This window comes from Algibacter sp. R77976 (assembly GCF_044594645.1).
In the GTDB taxonomy this organism is placed as follows: domain Bacteria; phylum Bacteroidota; class Bacteroidia; order Flavobacteriales; family Flavobacteriaceae; genus Algibacter_B.
The window spans coordinates 3,449,071-3,465,694 of the sequence record NZ_CP138989.1; the positions used below are offsets into that span (position 1 = coordinate 3,449,071).

19 protein-coding genes are annotated in these 16,624 nt (G+C 32.1%); 11 read left to right on the top strand and 8 right to left on the bottom strand.

The genetic code is table 11. The features are described from left to right. Nucleotides 1–7: 7 nt before the first annotated feature. Nucleotides 8–376: a response regulator gene (locus SJY43_RS14720; RefSeq protein ID WP_396601501.1), complete on the bottom strand. Its 369-nt coding sequence runs from the start codon at nucleotides 374–376 to the stop codon at nucleotides 8–10. Nucleotides 377–398: 22 nt separating this feature from the next. Continuing rightward, nucleotides 399–806, bottom strand: coding sequence for a response regulator (locus SJY43_RS14725; protein ID WP_396601502.1), 408 nt, complete (start codon nucleotides 804–806; stop codon nucleotides 399–401). 199 nt (nucleotides 807–1,005) lie between these two features. Here SJY43_RS14725 and SJY43_RS14730 point away from each other — a divergent pair, with 199 nt between their 5' ends. After that, nucleotides 1,006–1,665: an HAD family hydrolase gene (locus SJY43_RS14730; protein WP_396601503.1), complete on the top strand. Its 660-nt coding sequence runs from the start codon at nucleotides 1,006–1,008 to the stop codon at nucleotides 1,663–1,665. Between the two features lie 51 nt (nucleotides 1,666–1,716). On the opposite strand, the gene SJY43_RS14735 is transcribed toward SJY43_RS14730, so the two are convergent. Genes SJY43_RS14735 through mscL form a run of 3 tightly spaced genes read right to left on the bottom strand, consistent with a single transcriptional unit; the run spans nucleotide 1,717 to nucleotide 3,261 of the window. Next, nucleotides 1,717–2,613, bottom strand: a complete 897-nt coding sequence (locus SJY43_RS14735; protein WP_396601504.1) for a DUF2167 domain-containing protein — start codon at nucleotides 2,611–2,613, stop codon at nucleotides 1,717–1,719. Nucleotides 2,614–2,659: 46 nt separating this feature from the next. Next, a complete protein-coding gene (locus SJY43_RS14740) occupies nucleotides 2,660–2,815 on the bottom strand; it encodes a hypothetical protein (protein WP_396601505.1) in 156 nt (51 codons plus the stop codon). A gap of 2 nt (nucleotides 2,816–2,817) precedes the next feature. Beyond that, nucleotides 2,818–3,261 (bottom strand): large conductance mechanosensitive channel protein MscL, encoded by a 444-nt coding sequence (gene mscL, locus SJY43_RS14745; RefSeq protein WP_396601506.1) that lies wholly within the window; start codon nucleotides 3,259–3,261, stop codon nucleotides 2,818–2,820. A 233-nt stretch (nucleotides 3,262–3,494) separates the two neighbouring features. Between mscL and SJY43_RS14750 the strand changes: the two genes are divergently transcribed. Together SJY43_RS14750 and SJY43_RS14755 are read left to right on the top strand one after the other, a co-directional pair. Then, nucleotides 3,495–4,097, top strand: a complete 603-nt coding sequence (locus SJY43_RS14750; RefSeq protein ID WP_396601507.1) for a transcriptional regulator — start codon at nucleotides 3,495–3,497, stop codon at nucleotides 4,095–4,097. Beyond that, nucleotides 4,091–4,813 (top strand): DUF3307 domain-containing protein, encoded by a 723-nt coding sequence (locus SJY43_RS14755; RefSeq protein WP_396601508.1) that lies wholly within the window; start codon nucleotides 4,091–4,093, stop codon nucleotides 4,811–4,813. Before SJY43_RS14750 ends, SJY43_RS14755 begins: the two co-directional genes overlap by 7 nt. 522 nt (nucleotides 4,814–5,335) lie before the next feature. Here the strand turns inward: SJY43_RS14755 and SJY43_RS14760 are convergent. From SJY43_RS14760 to SJY43_RS14770, 3 genes are all read right to left on the bottom strand, one after another. Beyond that, nucleotides 5,336–5,881, bottom strand: coding sequence for a hypothetical protein (locus SJY43_RS14760; RefSeq protein ID WP_396601509.1), 546 nt, complete (start codon nucleotides 5,879–5,881; stop codon nucleotides 5,336–5,338). Nucleotides 5,882–5,905: 24 nt separating this feature from the next. Beyond that, a complete protein-coding gene (gene ccsA, locus SJY43_RS14765; protein ID WP_396601510.1) occupies nucleotides 5,906–9,184 on the bottom strand; it encodes a cytochrome c biogenesis protein CcsA in 3,279 nt (1,092 codons plus the stop codon). 305 nt (nucleotides 9,185–9,489) lie between these two features. Next, complete coding sequence (locus SJY43_RS14770; protein ID WP_396601511.1) at nucleotides 9,490–9,891, bottom strand: group III truncated hemoglobin; 402 nt, start codon at nucleotides 9,889–9,891, stop codon at nucleotides 9,490–9,492. Nucleotides 9,892–9,949: 58 nt separating this feature from the next. Here SJY43_RS14770 and SJY43_RS14775 point away from each other — a divergent pair, with 58 nt between their 5' ends. The 8 genes from SJY43_RS14775 to corA all read left to right on the top strand — a co-directional run bounded on the left by SJY43_RS14775 (nucleotide 9,950) and on the right by corA (nucleotide 16,529). Continuing rightward, nucleotides 9,950–10,717: a Rossmann-like and DUF2520 domain-containing protein gene (locus tag SJY43_RS14775; RefSeq protein ID WP_396601512.1), complete on the top strand. Its 768-nt coding sequence runs from the start codon at nucleotides 9,950–9,952 to the stop codon at nucleotides 10,715–10,717. Then, nucleotides 10,698–11,228 carry a KdsC family phosphatase gene (locus SJY43_RS14780; protein WP_396601513.1) on the top strand — a complete coding sequence of 177 codons (531 nt, stop codon included), beginning with the start codon at nucleotides 10,698–10,700 and terminating at the stop codon, nucleotides 11,226–11,228. The genes SJY43_RS14775 and SJY43_RS14780 overlap by 20 nt, the downstream gene beginning before the upstream one ends. 20 nt (nucleotides 11,229–11,248) lie before the next feature. Continuing rightward, nucleotides 11,249–12,163, top strand: coding sequence for a geranylgeranylglycerol-phosphate geranylgeranyltransferase (locus SJY43_RS14785; RefSeq protein ID WP_396601514.1), 915 nt, complete (start codon nucleotides 11,249–11,251; stop codon nucleotides 12,161–12,163). A 359-nt stretch (nucleotides 12,164–12,522) separates the two neighbouring features. Beyond that, on the top strand, nucleotides 12,523–13,221 hold the full coding sequence (locus SJY43_RS14790; RefSeq protein ID WP_396601515.1) for a FadR/GntR family transcriptional regulator: 699 nt from the start codon (nucleotides 12,523–12,525) through the stop codon (nucleotides 13,219–13,221). 3 nt (nucleotides 13,222–13,224) lie between these two features. After that, a complete protein-coding gene (locus SJY43_RS14795) occupies nucleotides 13,225–13,818 on the top strand; it encodes a Maf family nucleotide pyrophosphatase (protein WP_396601516.1) in 594 nt (197 codons plus the stop codon). A 17-nt stretch (nucleotides 13,819–13,835) separates the two neighbouring features. Then, nucleotides 13,836–14,798: a septum formation inhibitor Maf gene (locus SJY43_RS14800; protein ID WP_396601517.1), complete on the top strand. Its 963-nt coding sequence runs from the start codon at nucleotides 13,836–13,838 to the stop codon at nucleotides 14,796–14,798. A 60-nt stretch (nucleotides 14,799–14,858) separates the two neighbouring features. After that, on the top strand, nucleotides 14,859–15,428 hold the full coding sequence (locus SJY43_RS14805; protein ID WP_396601518.1) for a mechanosensitive ion channel domain-containing protein: 570 nt from the start codon (nucleotides 14,859–14,861) through the stop codon (nucleotides 15,426–15,428). A 33-nt stretch (nucleotides 15,429–15,461) separates the two neighbouring features. Beyond that, complete coding sequence (gene corA, locus SJY43_RS14810) at nucleotides 15,462–16,529, top strand: magnesium/cobalt transporter CorA (protein WP_396601519.1); 1,068 nt, start codon at nucleotides 15,462–15,464, stop codon at nucleotides 16,527–16,529. Nucleotides 16,530–16,624 lie beyond the last annotated feature (95 nt).

Genomic DNA, 16,624 nt, shown 5'->3' on the forward strand with positions numbered 1-16,624 from the left:
TTAGCTTTTAAAAGATGCTATTAATATCCATATCGGTTAATACTTTTCTATTTAATATTTCTACTTTTAGAATTGTATGTAATTTTTTTATTTTTTCTTCAGGTAATGTTACACTCATCATTACAAAAACTTTAACTTTTTCTAATTCACTTTTAGCCCATTTCTTAGCCTCTTCTAAAAATTGAATACCATCCATTATTGGCATATTAATATCTAAAAATATATACTTGGGTAAGCCGTTATTCTTAACGTACTCTAATGCACTTAACCCGTTATCTAGTGCTATTATTTCACAATCAATATTATTCTTTTTTAGAATATATTTATTATAAAAATTTGTAGCTGTATCATCATCTACTAAAAGTATAATGCCCATTTTATTATAATTAAAAAATAATTTAACCGACTTTAGCTAATACAGAATTAAGGGCTTCTTTATTAAGTGGTTTTCTAATAAAATCTAAGAGTTTATTATTTTGTTTAAATCTTTCAATATCTCCAGGGTCATCTGAAGATGAAAGTATTACTACATTAATTTCCTTCACCAAATCTTCATTTAGCATATAAAATTGTTCTAAAAATTCCCACCCATTCATCGCAGGCATATTAATATCTAAAAAAATCAAGTTTGGTTTTTCTACACTATCCTCTAAGCATTTTTCAAGAAAGTTAAGTGCTTCTATCCCACTATGTACTAGACGTATAGAATCAACACCATCACTATTTCTCGCAATATGCTTGTGTAAAAAATTTGTCGCTCTATCATCATCGATAAATAGAGTTTTTATTTTGCTATTAGGATTCATGTTAATGTTAAATACTATTAATAATAAAAAACCATTATTCTTAGGTCAGCAATTTATACATTTTATCGTTAATACGCAATATTTATACGATAAAACGCGTATTTATTATTTTTTTTAAACATTTTTTCTTACATAAACTATTGTTAAATAGGTTATTGATTCTTTAATTATCTTATTATATTCGTAAAAAATTAAGGAGATGCTAAAAGCTGTTATTTTTGATATGGATGGTGTGATTATAAATAGCGAACCTATGCATAATAAAGCCTATCATGATATGTTTAATGAAGTTGGTATTGAAGTTTCTACAGAGCTTTATGAATCTTTTACAGGACAATCTACTATTAATATTTGCAAACGTCTTGTAGACCATTTTAACTTAGATCAATCTCCAGAAACGTTGGTTGCTCTAAAACGCAAATATTATAAACACTTTTTTTATAGTAATTCTGATTTAGGACTTATTGATGGTGTTTTAGATTTAATTAAGGAATATCATAGTAACGGGCTCTCTTTAGTTTTAGCTTCTTCTGCAGCTATGACAAGTATCAACCAAATTTTTGATCGTTTTGATTTAAACCAATATTTTGTAGCCAAACTTAGTGGCGGGGATTTAAAACAATCTAAACCACATCCTGAAATTTTTATTAAAGCGGCAGAAGCTACTGGTTTTTCAAAAAAAGAATGCATCGTTATTGAAGATTCTACTAACGGTATAAAAGCTGCAAATGGTGCTGGTGTTTTTTGTGTTGGCTTTGATAGTTTTCATTCTAAAAATCAAGATTACTCTACAGCAGATATGGTTATCAAGAATTTTGAAGACATTAGTTTTGAAAAAATATCAGCTCTAATAAACTAAAAAAGGAGCGCTATTGCACTCCCTTTTTATTATGTATATTTTTAATTGTGATTAAGCGTTATCTTCTTTTCCGCCTCCAAACAACTTCTTTCTAAAACCGCTAAACAAAGCGACTGCTCCAATAGCAATAAATTTCCAGAACTTTAAAATAACTGCAAAAAAGCCCGCTTTGGCTAAAATTTTCCCAGCAATTAAACCACCAATACCATACGCAGCTACTTTATCAATATCTGGATTAAAATCAGAATATCTATTTCCTGCAGTAAATTCTACGCTATGCAAAATTTGATCTCTATCGGTATTAAACGTGCTTAACATATCAATATCTCCAATAGCATTCAAGTTTAAATAACCTTTACGCCCTAAAACTCTAATATTATAATTTAAAGTGTTTACATCGTAACCTTCAAACTTTATTTCTTTTGCCCAATGTAGTTTCTTGTTTTCTTGATCGTAATATGGTGGAGATGCCCACCCAACTAGTTCCATAGCATCATAACCTTGAGCTATTCGCTCTGGATTCATTGTTTTAATATCCTCTTGCATTTCTTCCAATAAATCGTCATAATCCATGTCTTCTGCTTCTTCATCTTCAATATAACCTTCCTCAGCATATTCAATTTCAACGGCATAGGTAAACGCATCATGCATTGGTGTCATATCTTCTGGAAACAGCAAGCCAAGAGGTTCACTAGGCGGGTTACCCCATAAATCAGTCAATACACGTTTACTTTGTTCACCATCTAGAAACTTAAAACCATTAGGCACGTTTAAAATTGCTAATCCGTTGTTTAGTATTACCTCACCTCTTTGGTATGTAAAAGAACTATTAATACTATCAACAGTTTTTTGGTAAATTTCCTCATCAAAAGCTAATGAATCTATCGCTTCTTGGGCCTGAAGTTGAATTGCAAAAAACAGTAATAATACAATGGAAAGTCTATTCATAATTTTGGCTGTTATTTAGTTTGAGACTTAAAAATACCCTTTATTTTTAATTATCTGATTTTTCTTGCATTTTTTTCACAATATTTTTCAACCTTTCTTTTCTTAATAAAGCTTCAGCTTTCTTCTTATTCTTTTTCTGAGCCATTAATTTGGAATGCTTTGCTTTGTTTTTCGTATTCTTTTCTCTACCTGTTTTTGCCATAACTATTGCTTTGCTTTTAATAATGCATTTTGTTCTTCCATAAGTTCTGTAAGGTGAGAAAGCAAAGCGATATCTTTAGGCGTTACGACTGTTTCGTCTTTAGTATCTTGTGCTTTATTACGTAATTTATTCATAAACTTCACCACTATAAAAATAGTAAACCCTATAATTATAAAATCTATAAACGCTTCGCCTAGTGCGCCATAACCTATAGCAACCTCATCTATAACATTAGCGCCATTATCACCAGCAACAGCCTCTCTTAAAATAATACGCTTACTCTGCAGATTAACACCATCTGTTAATAAAGATAAAGGCGGAAGAAATACTTTTTTAACTAGTACATCTATAACCTTATTGAATGATGCGCCAATTATAATACCTATGGCCATATCCATCATATTACCTTTAACGGCAAACTCTTTAAATTCTTTGAATAATTTCATCTTTCTATTTATTTTTTAAGAAGCAAAGATAATTAGATTGTAATAGCTATGCTTCTTCCATGAAACAGAAAAGTTAATAGCCTTCACTTCATTTAAAAATACAATATAACCTTTTAAGCTAATAATTTAAATTATAATCCAAAAAGCTAATATTTTATTTTATTAGTTTATTAGCTAATAATTTTGGAGATTTCAATAAAAATGATATATTTGATTATATCTTATACCAAAACATGACAAGTATAATAACAGGCGATATTATAAATTCTAAAAAAAGCACTCCAGAACATTGGTTGGAAGCACTTAAAGCTGTTTTAAACAGTTTTGGCAGCACACCAAAAACATGGGAAACCTATAGGGGTGATAGTTTTCAATTAGAAGTTCAACCCAAAGAAGCCTTACACGCCTGCATGCTTATTAAAGCAACCATAAAACAATTTAATAATATTGATGTAAGATTAGCCATTGGTATAGGCGAAAAAACATATCAATCTAAAAACATAACCGAATCCAACGGAAGTGCTTTTGTAAACTCTGGCGAGTGTTTTGAAAACCTAAAAAAAACAACATTAGCTATAAAATCACCGTTCCAGCCATTAGACACCTCACTAAATCTCATGCTAGAATTGGCACAATTAACCATAAATAATTGGTCCAACACCTCAGCACTACTTGTTAAAACAACATTAGAAAACCCAGATTTAAATCAGAATCAATTAGCAGCAACCTTAAAAAAAACCCAAGGCAATATTAGCCAAGGCCTTAAAAGAGCAGGATTCGACGAGATTTCCAAACTATTACACTACTACAAAACCCAAATACAGACTCTATGCTAACATTAGCCATTAAATTTATACTTGCACACGTTATTGGCGATTTCCTTTTTCAGCCTTACAAATGGGTACAACATAAAGAAACCCACAAGCATAAATCTAAGTTTTTATACTGGCATATTTTTGTACATCTAATAGCCTTAATAGTTGTATTACAATTCAATTTTAAATACTGGTTAGCTTTAATCATTATACCCGTTTCGCACTACCTAATAGATGTTATTAAACTACACCTTATGCCAAAAACAAACAACCGCATACTGTTTGGTTTAGATCAATTAGCACACCTAATAGTAATTGGCTTGGTTGTAAAAATTTACCAACCCTATGCTATTCATATAGACACGCTATTTACCCCTAAAATATTATTATTTATCACCAGTTTATTGTGCATCACCAAAGTATCATCCATCATCATGAAAACCATAATCTCAAAATGGGATTTATCAGAATACAACAAAGAAGCCTCCTTAGCCGATGCTGGTGCTTATATTGGCATCTTAGAACGCCTATTTGTATTCATGTTTATCATCACCAACCATTGGGAAGGTGTTGGCTTTTTAATAGCAGCAAAATCGGTATTTCGTTTCGGCGATTTATCAAAAGCAAAAGACCGTAAACTCACCGAATACATACTAATAGGCACACTATTAAGTTTTGGCTTAGCCATCGCCTTCGGAATAAGCTACGAGTACATTTTAACACTAATAGAAAAATAATTTGGGCGTTACCCCGAAAAGGGGTCGGGCTATACGTTACAAGTCCTCGCACCTCCTACGTCGGGCTGTGGGCTATCCACTACTATCCCTAACGCGAGCAAGTGTGCAGTTGGCAGTAATCAGTAAGCAGTCAATAGATTACTTGGTAAAACTCTTAAAAAAAATAGCCACTTTAATATTAGCCATTAGCCATTAGCCATTAGCCATTAGCCATTAGCCATTAGCCAAAAAAATAAATCAGCAAAAACTCAGCACCCAAATCAATTCGTAGAATTGAACGTCAAGGCGCAGAATAGATGAAGAAAAGCTTCGATAACAGGAGAACGACAGTTCGACGCGGAGTTTTTAAATCGGTTTTTCTCCCGATTTTTATCGGGATAAAAAATTCCTCGGCTTGATCTTGATTTTTTGGTTCGTTTTGCATCAAGGCAAAATGAACAAATAAATTAATAAGAATTACAACTTTTAAAAAGTCGTTTACAAGTACGTCATTAAATTGTGTCCTAACAACAGTAATTATTTTTATCGATTTAACAATGTCAAATAATGAATTGCAAAAATCAACCGAATATTTTCATCATCCAAATCCGTCTTTTTAATATTTTTAGCAAACCCAGCAACTACAGAAGGTAGTAAATCACTCGTTAACTCTAAACTTTCCGCATAACTTTTAATAAATTTCTTCTTTTTACCAACAAGCCTTAAATATTCCAGGTAGCGACTTTCTTTACTAAAATTGTATTTGTACTTATTCGATTTAGATACTTGGTATTTCCACCAAATTTTATCAAATACTTTATATTGCAAAACTAAATTACTCAAAGAATCAATTCCTTTAATTATTGGCACAGAACTATTTTCAAAAACTCGTTGAGAGAATTCCCAATATGCGATTTTAGTTGAATATGTTTGTGATTCTTCAAGTAAAACATCATCAAAACCTCGAAGTAAAAAAGTCAATTCTTGAAATTCAATTTCAGAGAATATTCCATTTAAATTTTCTAGTTTTTGCTCTTTACTACAAGATAAAAAAGTTATAAAAATTATTAATGTTAGTCGCTTTTTCAAATTTTAGATAATAACCTAATTATTTTACTTCTTATAAAACCTAGCATAACCACGATAAGCAAAAGCACCTAATACTGCAATTATACCGCAAGCAATAGCAATAAACTTAACACTTATAATCTGATCGCCACTCGCGTAACTATGTAAACCAGCTAGGTAGAAATTAACACCAAAATAAGTCATTAAAATACTAGCAAATGCAACAATAGACAAAAAGTTGAATAACCAACGCCCACGAAGTCCAGGAACCAAACGCATGTGTATAACAAAAGCATAAACCATAATACTAATAAGCGCCCAAGTTTCTTTTGGATCCCAGCCCCAATAACGCCCCCAACTTTCGTTAGCCCACATACCTCCTAAAAAGTTTCCAATGGTAAGCATTACTAAACCTACTGTTAAAGCCATTTCGTTTACTATAGTTAACTCTTTAATGTTTAAATCCATTTTAGCCTTATTGGCTTTGGTTGTAAAAATCATGAGCAATAATGATACGATACCTAAAATCATTCCTAACGTAAAAGGTCCATAACTCGCCACAATAACTGCTACATGAATCATGAGCCAATAACTGTTTAAAACAGGCTGTAAGTTCGCAATTGCTGGATCCATCCAGTTCCAATGTGCAATCATTAAAATCATAGACGTTACAAAAGCAGATGCGGCAATAGTAAGGTTAGAAGATTGTCTATTAAAAACGCCTTTTATAGAAATTATCATTGAAGCCTTTGGCGTTCTTGATTCTAGCGAAGCCTTTTTATTTTTACTAATACCAGTAATTAAACCAAACAACATGGTAGACCATGCCACATAAATCATAGACTCGTATGCATCACTCCATGGCGCATGACCAGAAATATACCAACGCGTAATTAAACCTGCGGTGTGTAATAAGAACAACCCTAAAATTACAAACTTTAAAACGTTAATAGAAACATTAACAAACTTGCGTTTATTATTAAATATTTGCATAATTAATAATACAAACATTATACTACCGGCATACATATACCAACTATAAAGTTTCTTAAAAATATCGTATTTGTTATAAAGTATTTCTGTTTTAACTTTTTCATCGCTAAGCATCACCTCGCCACCATAGCGATGTTGCGTTTTCTTAAATGCTGTTAATAGCTTTTCGGCTTCACTAAAATCGCCGGTTTGTTTCGCTTGATTTAGAGTATATAAATAAGCACGAAATCCATTTTTAACAAAGTTTGAATACAAAGAATCTTTTACTACCGAAGTATCATTTCTATAATCAGAATTTGAAATCCATTTATTATTCGAATCATCTGGAATTGGAAAAATCTTTAAAGACATCCCTTCAATCGTATTAAAAAGTAAACTAACGCGCTGGTCGGTTTCCTTTATTTTTTTCTGATATCCATTAGGCACAGTAACACTATATGCATCATCTAAGTATGGGGTTAACTTATACGAGCCATCTTCATTAATAAAATCTGTTAAAGCAAATAGTTTACCTGATTTTTTAACACCAATTATGGAACGTAATGAATCGGTTTCCATGGGACGTAAATAAATGATAGGTACATTATACCATAACCTTGGGCTTTCATGAATAGATAAAAACACTTGGTTAGCATCGAGACCTTCGTAAGTATCATTTTTACTTAATTTACGTAGCAATTCAGAGGCATAGGTATTAACCGGCATCATACGTCCGCTTAAATCTTGAATCACTAAATGCCCAAACTTATCGGCATGAGCTTTAGGCGCTACATTAGCTTTAAGAATAGAATCTATTTGTGTTTTAGTAGGTTGCGAGTGTACTGAGTGGTCATGTCCATCACCTTCATGATGTTCTTGAGCCATGGCATTCAAGCTAAAACACAATACCAAAATGGTAAGCAATTTTTCTTTTTTAGCTTTTACCTTTTCTAAATGGCGTTTTAAATCTCCAAAACGCGAGTTTTTAGAAAACAGAATGGCCATTAAACCAAAATACAACATAAAATAGCCGATATAAGTAATCAAGCTCCCCCAATAATCATGATTTACGGAAAGAATAGTACCCTTTTCATCAGGATCAAAACCAGATTGAAAAAATCGATAACCACCATGATCTAAAATATTATTCATGAAAATTTTATAATCATAATCCTCTGCTCTTTCATCTACTACAGTTACTTCACTAGAATAAGCTGAATAACCGCGTTCTGTACCTGGGTAACGCTCGGCTTCAAAATCGTTTAACTTTAGTGAGAATGGTAATTCTAAAACTTTAGAACCATATTTAAAGGCAAACTCTAAACCACCTACTTCTATCTGTTTGTAGTTGCTATTTGTTCCTTTTCCTCCTAATAAACCAACACGCTTAGTTTCTCCATTGGTTGAGACATTTAAAACAACGCCATCTTGATCATTTTTTAGTATTTGCGATTTCTGAACCACATCAAAAACACCTTTAACTACAGGTTTTGGAAATACCATATTCATATTCCCAATACTGTAAAGCGATCGTAAAACTAAAGGCTGTAAACTATCCTTTACTAAAGTGCCTTGCGCTCTAGTTGCCATAGTCATGTAACTTCCTTCAAAAGGAGACTCAATAGTTAAAGCATCGTCTTTATAAAATATATTTATAGCTCCTTTAGCTGGATTATTCAAAGTAAAAATAACATTGTGAATACTGGACTGTTTACCGACTTCTAAAAAGTGATTATGTGGCCCATTACTGCCAGACTCAACAATTTTCAAATATTCTTCACCATTTTCATTTGGAATAATATCTTCTTCAGCGCCTACAATAAATTTCTCTAATTCTATAGATACTTTTTGACCTCCATAATCTGTATCAACCCTAAAACTATTATCTAATCGTCCAGAAAAATCAACTTCATTTTCTAAAACACGCATTTGGTTTTCTCCATCAACAACATAATCACCATAAATATTTGATGTTAAAAATGTTTTTTGAGAAAGAAATGTGTTTTCTGTAGCACCTTCTCTTATGGCCATCATACCTTCAAAACTAAAATAACGCGTAATAAAGGCACCTAACAGAATAAAAATAAAGGCTAAATGCAAAATAAAAGTAGCCCATTTTTCTTTTTTATATAATCTAAATCTAAAAACATTGCCTGTGAAATTGATAATAAAAAAAACCATAATGGCTTCAAACCACCAGGCATTGTAAATTAAGTTTCTAGTGTATGGCGTTGGCGATGTTTCTTGTCCTGCATCTAAAATAGTTCCTGTTGCCATAGCGACAGCAAAAGCAATAAATAGAAAAGCAGTTAGTTTGGTTGAAAAGAAAATATTGGCTAGCGTTTTTTGCATAATCTGAACCCTTTTTTAAGGTTTTGCAAATTTAAGGATAATAGTTTATTTGAATATGTTAAAGTGTTGTAAAAGTTGAAAGCAGTAAGATGATTTACTCTACTCTGTATTTTCTATAGCTAAAACATAAATATCTAACACTTTAATTATTACACCAACATTTGTAGCATTGAATGAAGAAAAATGAAAACTAAAAATTGATATTTAAGAACGTATTAAGTGTGCAATAATTTAATCTTGTAAAGGCACCTAGTTAAACGCAACTTACTAAAAACTGAGACTGAGACTGAGATTGAGACTGTAAGCTACCCCATTCTTGCTTGAAAAATCTTCAAATATAAAAACGAACCCATTTTTCTGGCTCGTCGCTTAGCGTTTTCAGTAACTTCGCCTTCAAATAATTCTTCTAATGTTTCAAACCAAAGGTTTAGCCAAAGTCCGAAGTGTAATTCTGTAATGCTATTGTTATTTTCTTTATCAACTTTTACATGAACTTCTAATGGATCACCTTTATATTTATGCTCCAACTTACGCGTCATAAACAAGCTAGTTTCCCAAAACGTGGTTAATCTATCTATATGCGTATCCCAATCTTTAATAAGGTTATTAAAAAAAGGTCCTAATACATCGTCTGCCCTCACCTTTTCATAAAATGAAGACACCAATAAAAACACATCTTCTCTAGTTTCAATATCTTTTTTATTCATACTTACAAAGATAAAGTATTAGGTTTTTAAATAGGCTTTTATTACCTATTTTAGCAACATGATTTCAGTAGTAATTTTAGGTGCTGGTAATGTTGGCACACATATATTTAAAGGGTTTAGCAAAACCGATGAAGTTTCTGTTATTCAATGGTATAACAGAAGTTTATCAACCATACAATCCTATAAAGGTTTAGTTGATATTACAGACAATTTAAATGCTTTAAAAGAAGCAGATGTATATATTATTGCCGTTAGTGACGATATAATTGCAGATTTATCAAGCAAACTTTCTTTTGAAAATAGACTTGTTGTACATACTTCTGGTAGTGCTAGTGTTTACGATTTAGATATGAAACACAAGCGTGGTGTTTTATATCCACTACAAAGTTTTAGTAAGGATGCCGAAATGGATTTTACAAATGTGCCTATTTGCATTGAAACAATAGATAAAAAAAGCTATCCGCTACTAAAAAAACTTGCAGCAAGTTTAGGTAGCCCCACAAAACGCATTAATAGTGACCAAAGGCGTGTACTGCATTTAGCAGCTGTTTTCGTGAATAATTTTACGAATCAACTCTATAGAATTGGCCATGAAATTACCGAAAGTGAAGGCGCAGAATTCGATCTACTCAAACCACTTATTACAGAAACCGCCAACAAAATTCAAGATATGTCGCCGTTTAAAGCACAAACTGGCCCCGCAAAACGTAACGACAAAAAAACAATAAAAAAGCATTTAAAACAATTAGATAACGAGCACCATAAAGCAGTTTACGAATTGCTTACCAACTCTATTAAACGCACCCATGGAAGAAAAAAGTTATAAAGAATATTTAGAACACATTACCACATTTATTTTTGATGTTGATGGTGTATTAACCGATGGTTCTGTTACAGTCACTACAACAGGCGAAATGCTAAGAACCATGAATATTAAAGATGGTTACGCTCTAAAAACAGCTATTGATAATGGCTATAATTTGTGTATTATCTCAGGAGGCTCAAATGAAGGCGTTCGTACTAGGCTGGCAAATCTAGGCGTTACAGATATCTACTTAGGTGCGCATAATAAAATAGAACAGCTTAACGACTACTTTAATAAAAAGAACATTAAAGCCGAAAACGTGTTGTATATGGGTGATGATATTCCAGATTACCCTGTAATGAAAATTGTTGGCCTACCATGTTGCCCGCAAGATGCCGTTCCAGAAATTAAAGGTGTTTCAAAATACATTTCGCACAAAAAAGGTGGCAAAGGTGCTGTTCGTGATGTGATCGAACAAGTCTCTAAAGTACAAGGTAAATGGAATGGGAATTTTGGTGCTAAATATGACTAGTTGTAAGAAACAATAATAATTTGAATTTCCTAAACCTCATCCGTTGGAAAAATTTATTGATGATTGCATTCATGCAATTATTAATAAAGTATGCACTTTTAGAACCTTTTGGCGTGCAAACAAGCTTAGATGGATTAGGTATTACTCTTCTAATTTTAGCAACCATTTGCATTGCAGCTGCTGGTAATATTATAAACGATCTTTACGATATTGAAACCGATATAGTAAACAAACCAGATCGTGTAATCATTGGTAAATCAATTTCAGAAAAAACAGCATACAACCTTTTTATAGTCTTTAATGTTATAGGTGTAGGTGTCGGGTTTTATTTATCACACCGCGTTGGCAGAGCACCTTTCTTTTCTTTATTTGTTATCATATCTGTATTGCTATACATCTACGCCACCTATCTAAAAAGCACACTTTTAGTTGGTAATATTGTAATTTCCATATTAGTTGCGTTTAGCTTAATTATTGTTGGGATTTTTGAGTTAATTCCAACAATGACACCTTCAAATCAACAGATCCAAACGGTGTTTTTTAAAATCATTTTAGATTATGCCCTATTCGCTTTTTCTATAAATTTACTCAGAGAAATAGCTAAAGACATTGAAGATATTGATGGTGACTACAAAGCAGGCATGAACACCTTACCTATTGCCATTGGCCGCGAACGCGCTAAACAAATTTTAACAGGGCTAAGCTTCTTCCCGATAATAGGCATCATACTTTATGTGGTTTCAGATTTATACAAACAACCTATAGCTGTTGGCTATTTTTTACTGCTTATTGTTGGTCCGCTAATTTATACAAGCATTAAAAATTTCGACGCAAAAACAAAAAAAGACATGCACCACATTAGCAATATGTACAAATTGATTATGCTTTTCGGGATGCTTTCATTACTCTTATACAAGTATGTTATACTTAATTAATACTAACTAAAACACCAAAAACTTAATAGCTTAAAAAGACATATTGCAAACTAACGTTTCGCATCGGCATAAGACTCGATTTCAATATTTCAACAAACTCATTAAGCAATCAGTTTACCGCGCTATTTGTGCATTTTAAAATTATTATTATCTTGTTAAATTAAATGCATGCTATATTTTAATTACGTGTTTAAAACAATAATAATTCTCATAATGTTTTTAAAATCTTAGATTTAATTAAAATTGATAAAAACTATTACAAAAAAAAAGGACTTAATAAAAGGGCAATCATTAAATTGCTATTAACATACTAATAAAAATCATATTTAATTCTTTTTAAAAAAAATAATTAAGAACAAATGAAATTAGAAACCCTCTCAAAAAATGACAATCAAAAGGCACAAAATATTCTTATTCGTAAAATAGGAGATTTAATTAATATTAAAAATCTTGAACCTGGTGAGAAGTTACCTTCTGAAAGAATGTTATCTGATAAATTTAAGGTATCTAGAAGTAACGTTAGGGAAGCTATTCAAAAATTAGAGTTTTATGGATTACTAAAATCAATTCCTCAAAGTGGAACTTTTGTTGCTAACATTGGTGTAATTGCAATGAATGGAATGATTGAAGATATTATTAGATTAGAATCTTCAGATTTTAAGGACTTAGTAGAAACAAGAATATTATTAGAACTAAAAACAGTTAGATTAGCTGCTTTAAGACGTACTGACGAAGATTTAGAACATATTAAAGAAACATTAGATGCATATGAAAACAAAGTCCTTTTAGGCGAAGATGCCGTTCAAGAAGACCTGCTATTTCATTTATCAATAGCTAAAGCTTGTGGTAATAGTACTATTAATACATTCATGCTATCAATAACACCACAAATTATTGTAGATTTTGAAAAGTACCATGTTTGTGACAAAAGGGTGTCTGCTAGGTCTATACAAGAACATAACGACATTTATCAAGCTATAAAAAGTCAAAACCCTAAATTAGCCAAACAAAAAATGAAAGACCATTTTAGTGTTTTATATCAATACTGTTATTCTTAATTAATGCTAAACGAAAAACTTAAAAATCACAACATTATTCTAGCTTCAGGATCTCCTAGGCGTCAAGAGTTTTTCAAAAACTTAGGGCTCGATTTTGAAATTCGACTTAAACCCGTTAAAGAAGAATATCCACAAAGATTAACACATTTTGAAATTAGTAATTACCTCGCACAATTAAAAGCATTGCCTTTTAAAGACGAATTGTCACCAACCGATATTCTTATAACAAGTGACACTATTGTTTGGCATGATAACATGGCGTTAGGCAAACCTAGAGATGAAGATGAGGCTTTCAGTATGTTAAAATCATTAAGTAACAAAACTCATGAGGTTATTACTTCGGTTTCTTTTACCACAACTACTTTCGAGAAAACACTATATAATATTACCAAAGTAACGTTCAAAGCACTATCAGACCAAGAAATATTATACTACATTAACACCTACAAACCATTCGATAAAGCTGGAGCTTACGGCATTCAAGAATGGATTGGTCAAATTGGCGTTACAAAAATTGAAGGTTCCTATTTTAACGTTATGGGTTTACCTGTTCATCTTGTTTACAAAACGTTAAATACCATTGCAGAAACAACTTAGGGTTATAATTTTGGTATATGAAATTACTAGAAAAATTAAAAAAAAGCATAAAGTCTGAAATTCTAATTTGTACTATCTTAAGTTCGGTATTATTATTAGCATCGTGCAAAAACAATTCAGAAACAAAAGATATAGCAGTTAAATCGGCTTCAGAAGTTATTGAAAAACCCGATCTTGAAATAACAAAAACAACTCCAGAGTTTAATGCTTACTGGTATGCAGGAAAAGCCGAAATATCTTCATACAAACTAGAACAGGCACGTTATGGCGAAATGCGAGAAGGCACAGCCGTTTTAATATATGTAACCGAAGATTTCCTGCCAAACATACAAGTAAAAGCAGACCATCAAAACCCAAACAATGTACCTGTTTTAAAACTAAACGCAACCAAAAACTTCAACACAGGCGTTTATCCGTATTCCATAATGCAGAGTACCTTCTACCCGGTCTCAAATAACCAGCACGCTTTAAAAGTATCAAGTGCTATGCAAGAATGGTGTGGGCATGTGTATTTACAACTTAATAACAGAGACCAATTTGAGATTTTATCGCACTCCTATTTTGAAGGCGAAGCAGATAAAAATTCCAAAATAGATAAAGCCATTTTAGAAAACGAATTATGGACCAAATTACGCATCAATCCAAAATCGCTACCTAAAGGCGATTTAAAAATTATTCCATCTTTTGAATATTCAAGATTGCGTCATTTAGAAGTTAAACCATATAGCGCAAAGGCAAGTTTAACAGAAAGCACCTATTCAATCGAATACCCAGAATTAAATAGAACACTATCTATAACTTTTAATCCAGAATTCCCATTCGATATATTAAACTGGGAAGAAACCTTTAAAAGTGGATTTGGCGCCAACGCAAAAGCTTTAACAACCAAAGCAACAAAACTAAAAACCATCAAATCACCGTATTGGCAAAAGAAATTCGTGAAAGATGAAGCGCTTAGAGAAACCCTTCAATTAAAATAATAATAACCATAAAGTTTTCTTTTTGAGCGTATCTTTGTTTAATATTTTAAAACAAACACTATGTTTTTTGAAGATAACGAAACCATTCTTTCTCTTTTTGAAAAAGAGTTAATTATAACAGGAATCGTCCTGCTATCGCTATTAATTATAAGATTCATTATACATTTTACAATTACTAAAGTTGCAAGAAAAAATGGTATCAACGATGCTAGAATAAGACTTATTCGCAGGTACATAACCGTATTTCTATTTATTATTGCATTACTAATAGAAGCTTTGGTGTTTGGTGCTCAATTTGAAGATCTAGCCGTAATTTTTTCTTCGGTATTCGCCATTATAGGAATTGCACTTTTTGCAATTTGGTCTATTTTAAGCAATATTACCTCTGGAATTATCATGTTTTTTAACTTCCCTTATAAAGTAGGAGACAAAATAGCGATACACGATAAAGATTTTCCTATAACAGCCATTATAGAAGATATTCGAGCCTTTCAATTACATTTACGAATAGACAATGGCGATTTGGTAACCTATCCAAACAACCTCATGCTCCAAAAAGCAGTTACACTTATTGAAAAAGATGCTATCGAAGATTTTTCTAACCATGACGACGGAGCTGATGCTGTATAAATAATCCTTATATTTAAGATATAATTTTTAATAATGTCAAGAAAAAGAGTTTACAGGTCAAAAAAGAAATTAGGTCAAGTACCGGGAAGCGTCGTTTATACAGGAGAACGATCTAAAGAAAAACTTTTTATTGACACGTTCGATTATGGGAAGGAATTCTGTAACGAAAAAGAACTACAAACCGTTCAAGAAAGTTTTGAATATAAAGATACCGACTCTGTAACATGGATTAATTTAAATGGTTTAAACCACGTCGATCAAATTGAAGCATTGGGAGAACATTATGACATACACCCTTTGGTTTTAGAAGACATTGTAAACATAGCACAGCGCCCAAAAATTGATGAATATGACGATTCCATATTTGTTTCATTAAAAATGCTGTATTACGATGATGCCCAACAAATAGTTTCAGAACAAGTTAGTCTCATTTTAGGAAAAAACTATGTACTAACCTTCCAAGAATCAGAAGGTGATGTTTTCGACACAGTTAGAGATCGATTAAGGCATGCTAAAGGTCGTGTACGCACCATGAAGGCAGACTATTTACTTTACGTATTAATGGATGCCATTGTAGATCATTATTTTAGCGTTATAGAAGTTTTAGGCGACAAAATTGAAGATTTTGAAACCGCTATTTTTGCCGGCGATGTAGATGACGATATTAGTCAGAAAATCCAAAACCTAAAACGCGAAATCCTAAGAGTACGTCGCGCCATTTTCCCACTACGCGAAGTTATTAATCGCATCGAAAAAAACGAAAGTTCACTTATTCAAAAAAGAACAATCACCTATTTCAGAGACATTTACGACCACTTAATTCAAGTCTCAGAAAACATCGATATATATCGCGAAATGATTTGGAGTTTAATGGATATGTACATGACCACCATTAGCAATAAAATGAACGAAGTCATGAAAGTCCTTACCATAATGGCATCCATTTTTATCCCGCTAACCTTTATTGCAGGTATCTATGGCATGAATTTCGATAACATCCCAGAACTACATTACAAATACTCCTATTATATTCTTTGGTGTGTCATGATTATACTTTTTATAGGCATGCTAATCTACTTTAAACGTAAAAAGTGGCTATAAAAAGTATTCAAGGTGGCGTTACCACAAGGGTCGGGCTTTCACTACTCGCTTCCTCCTGCGTCGGCGAGCTCAAACATGCCGTTCAATCCCTAACG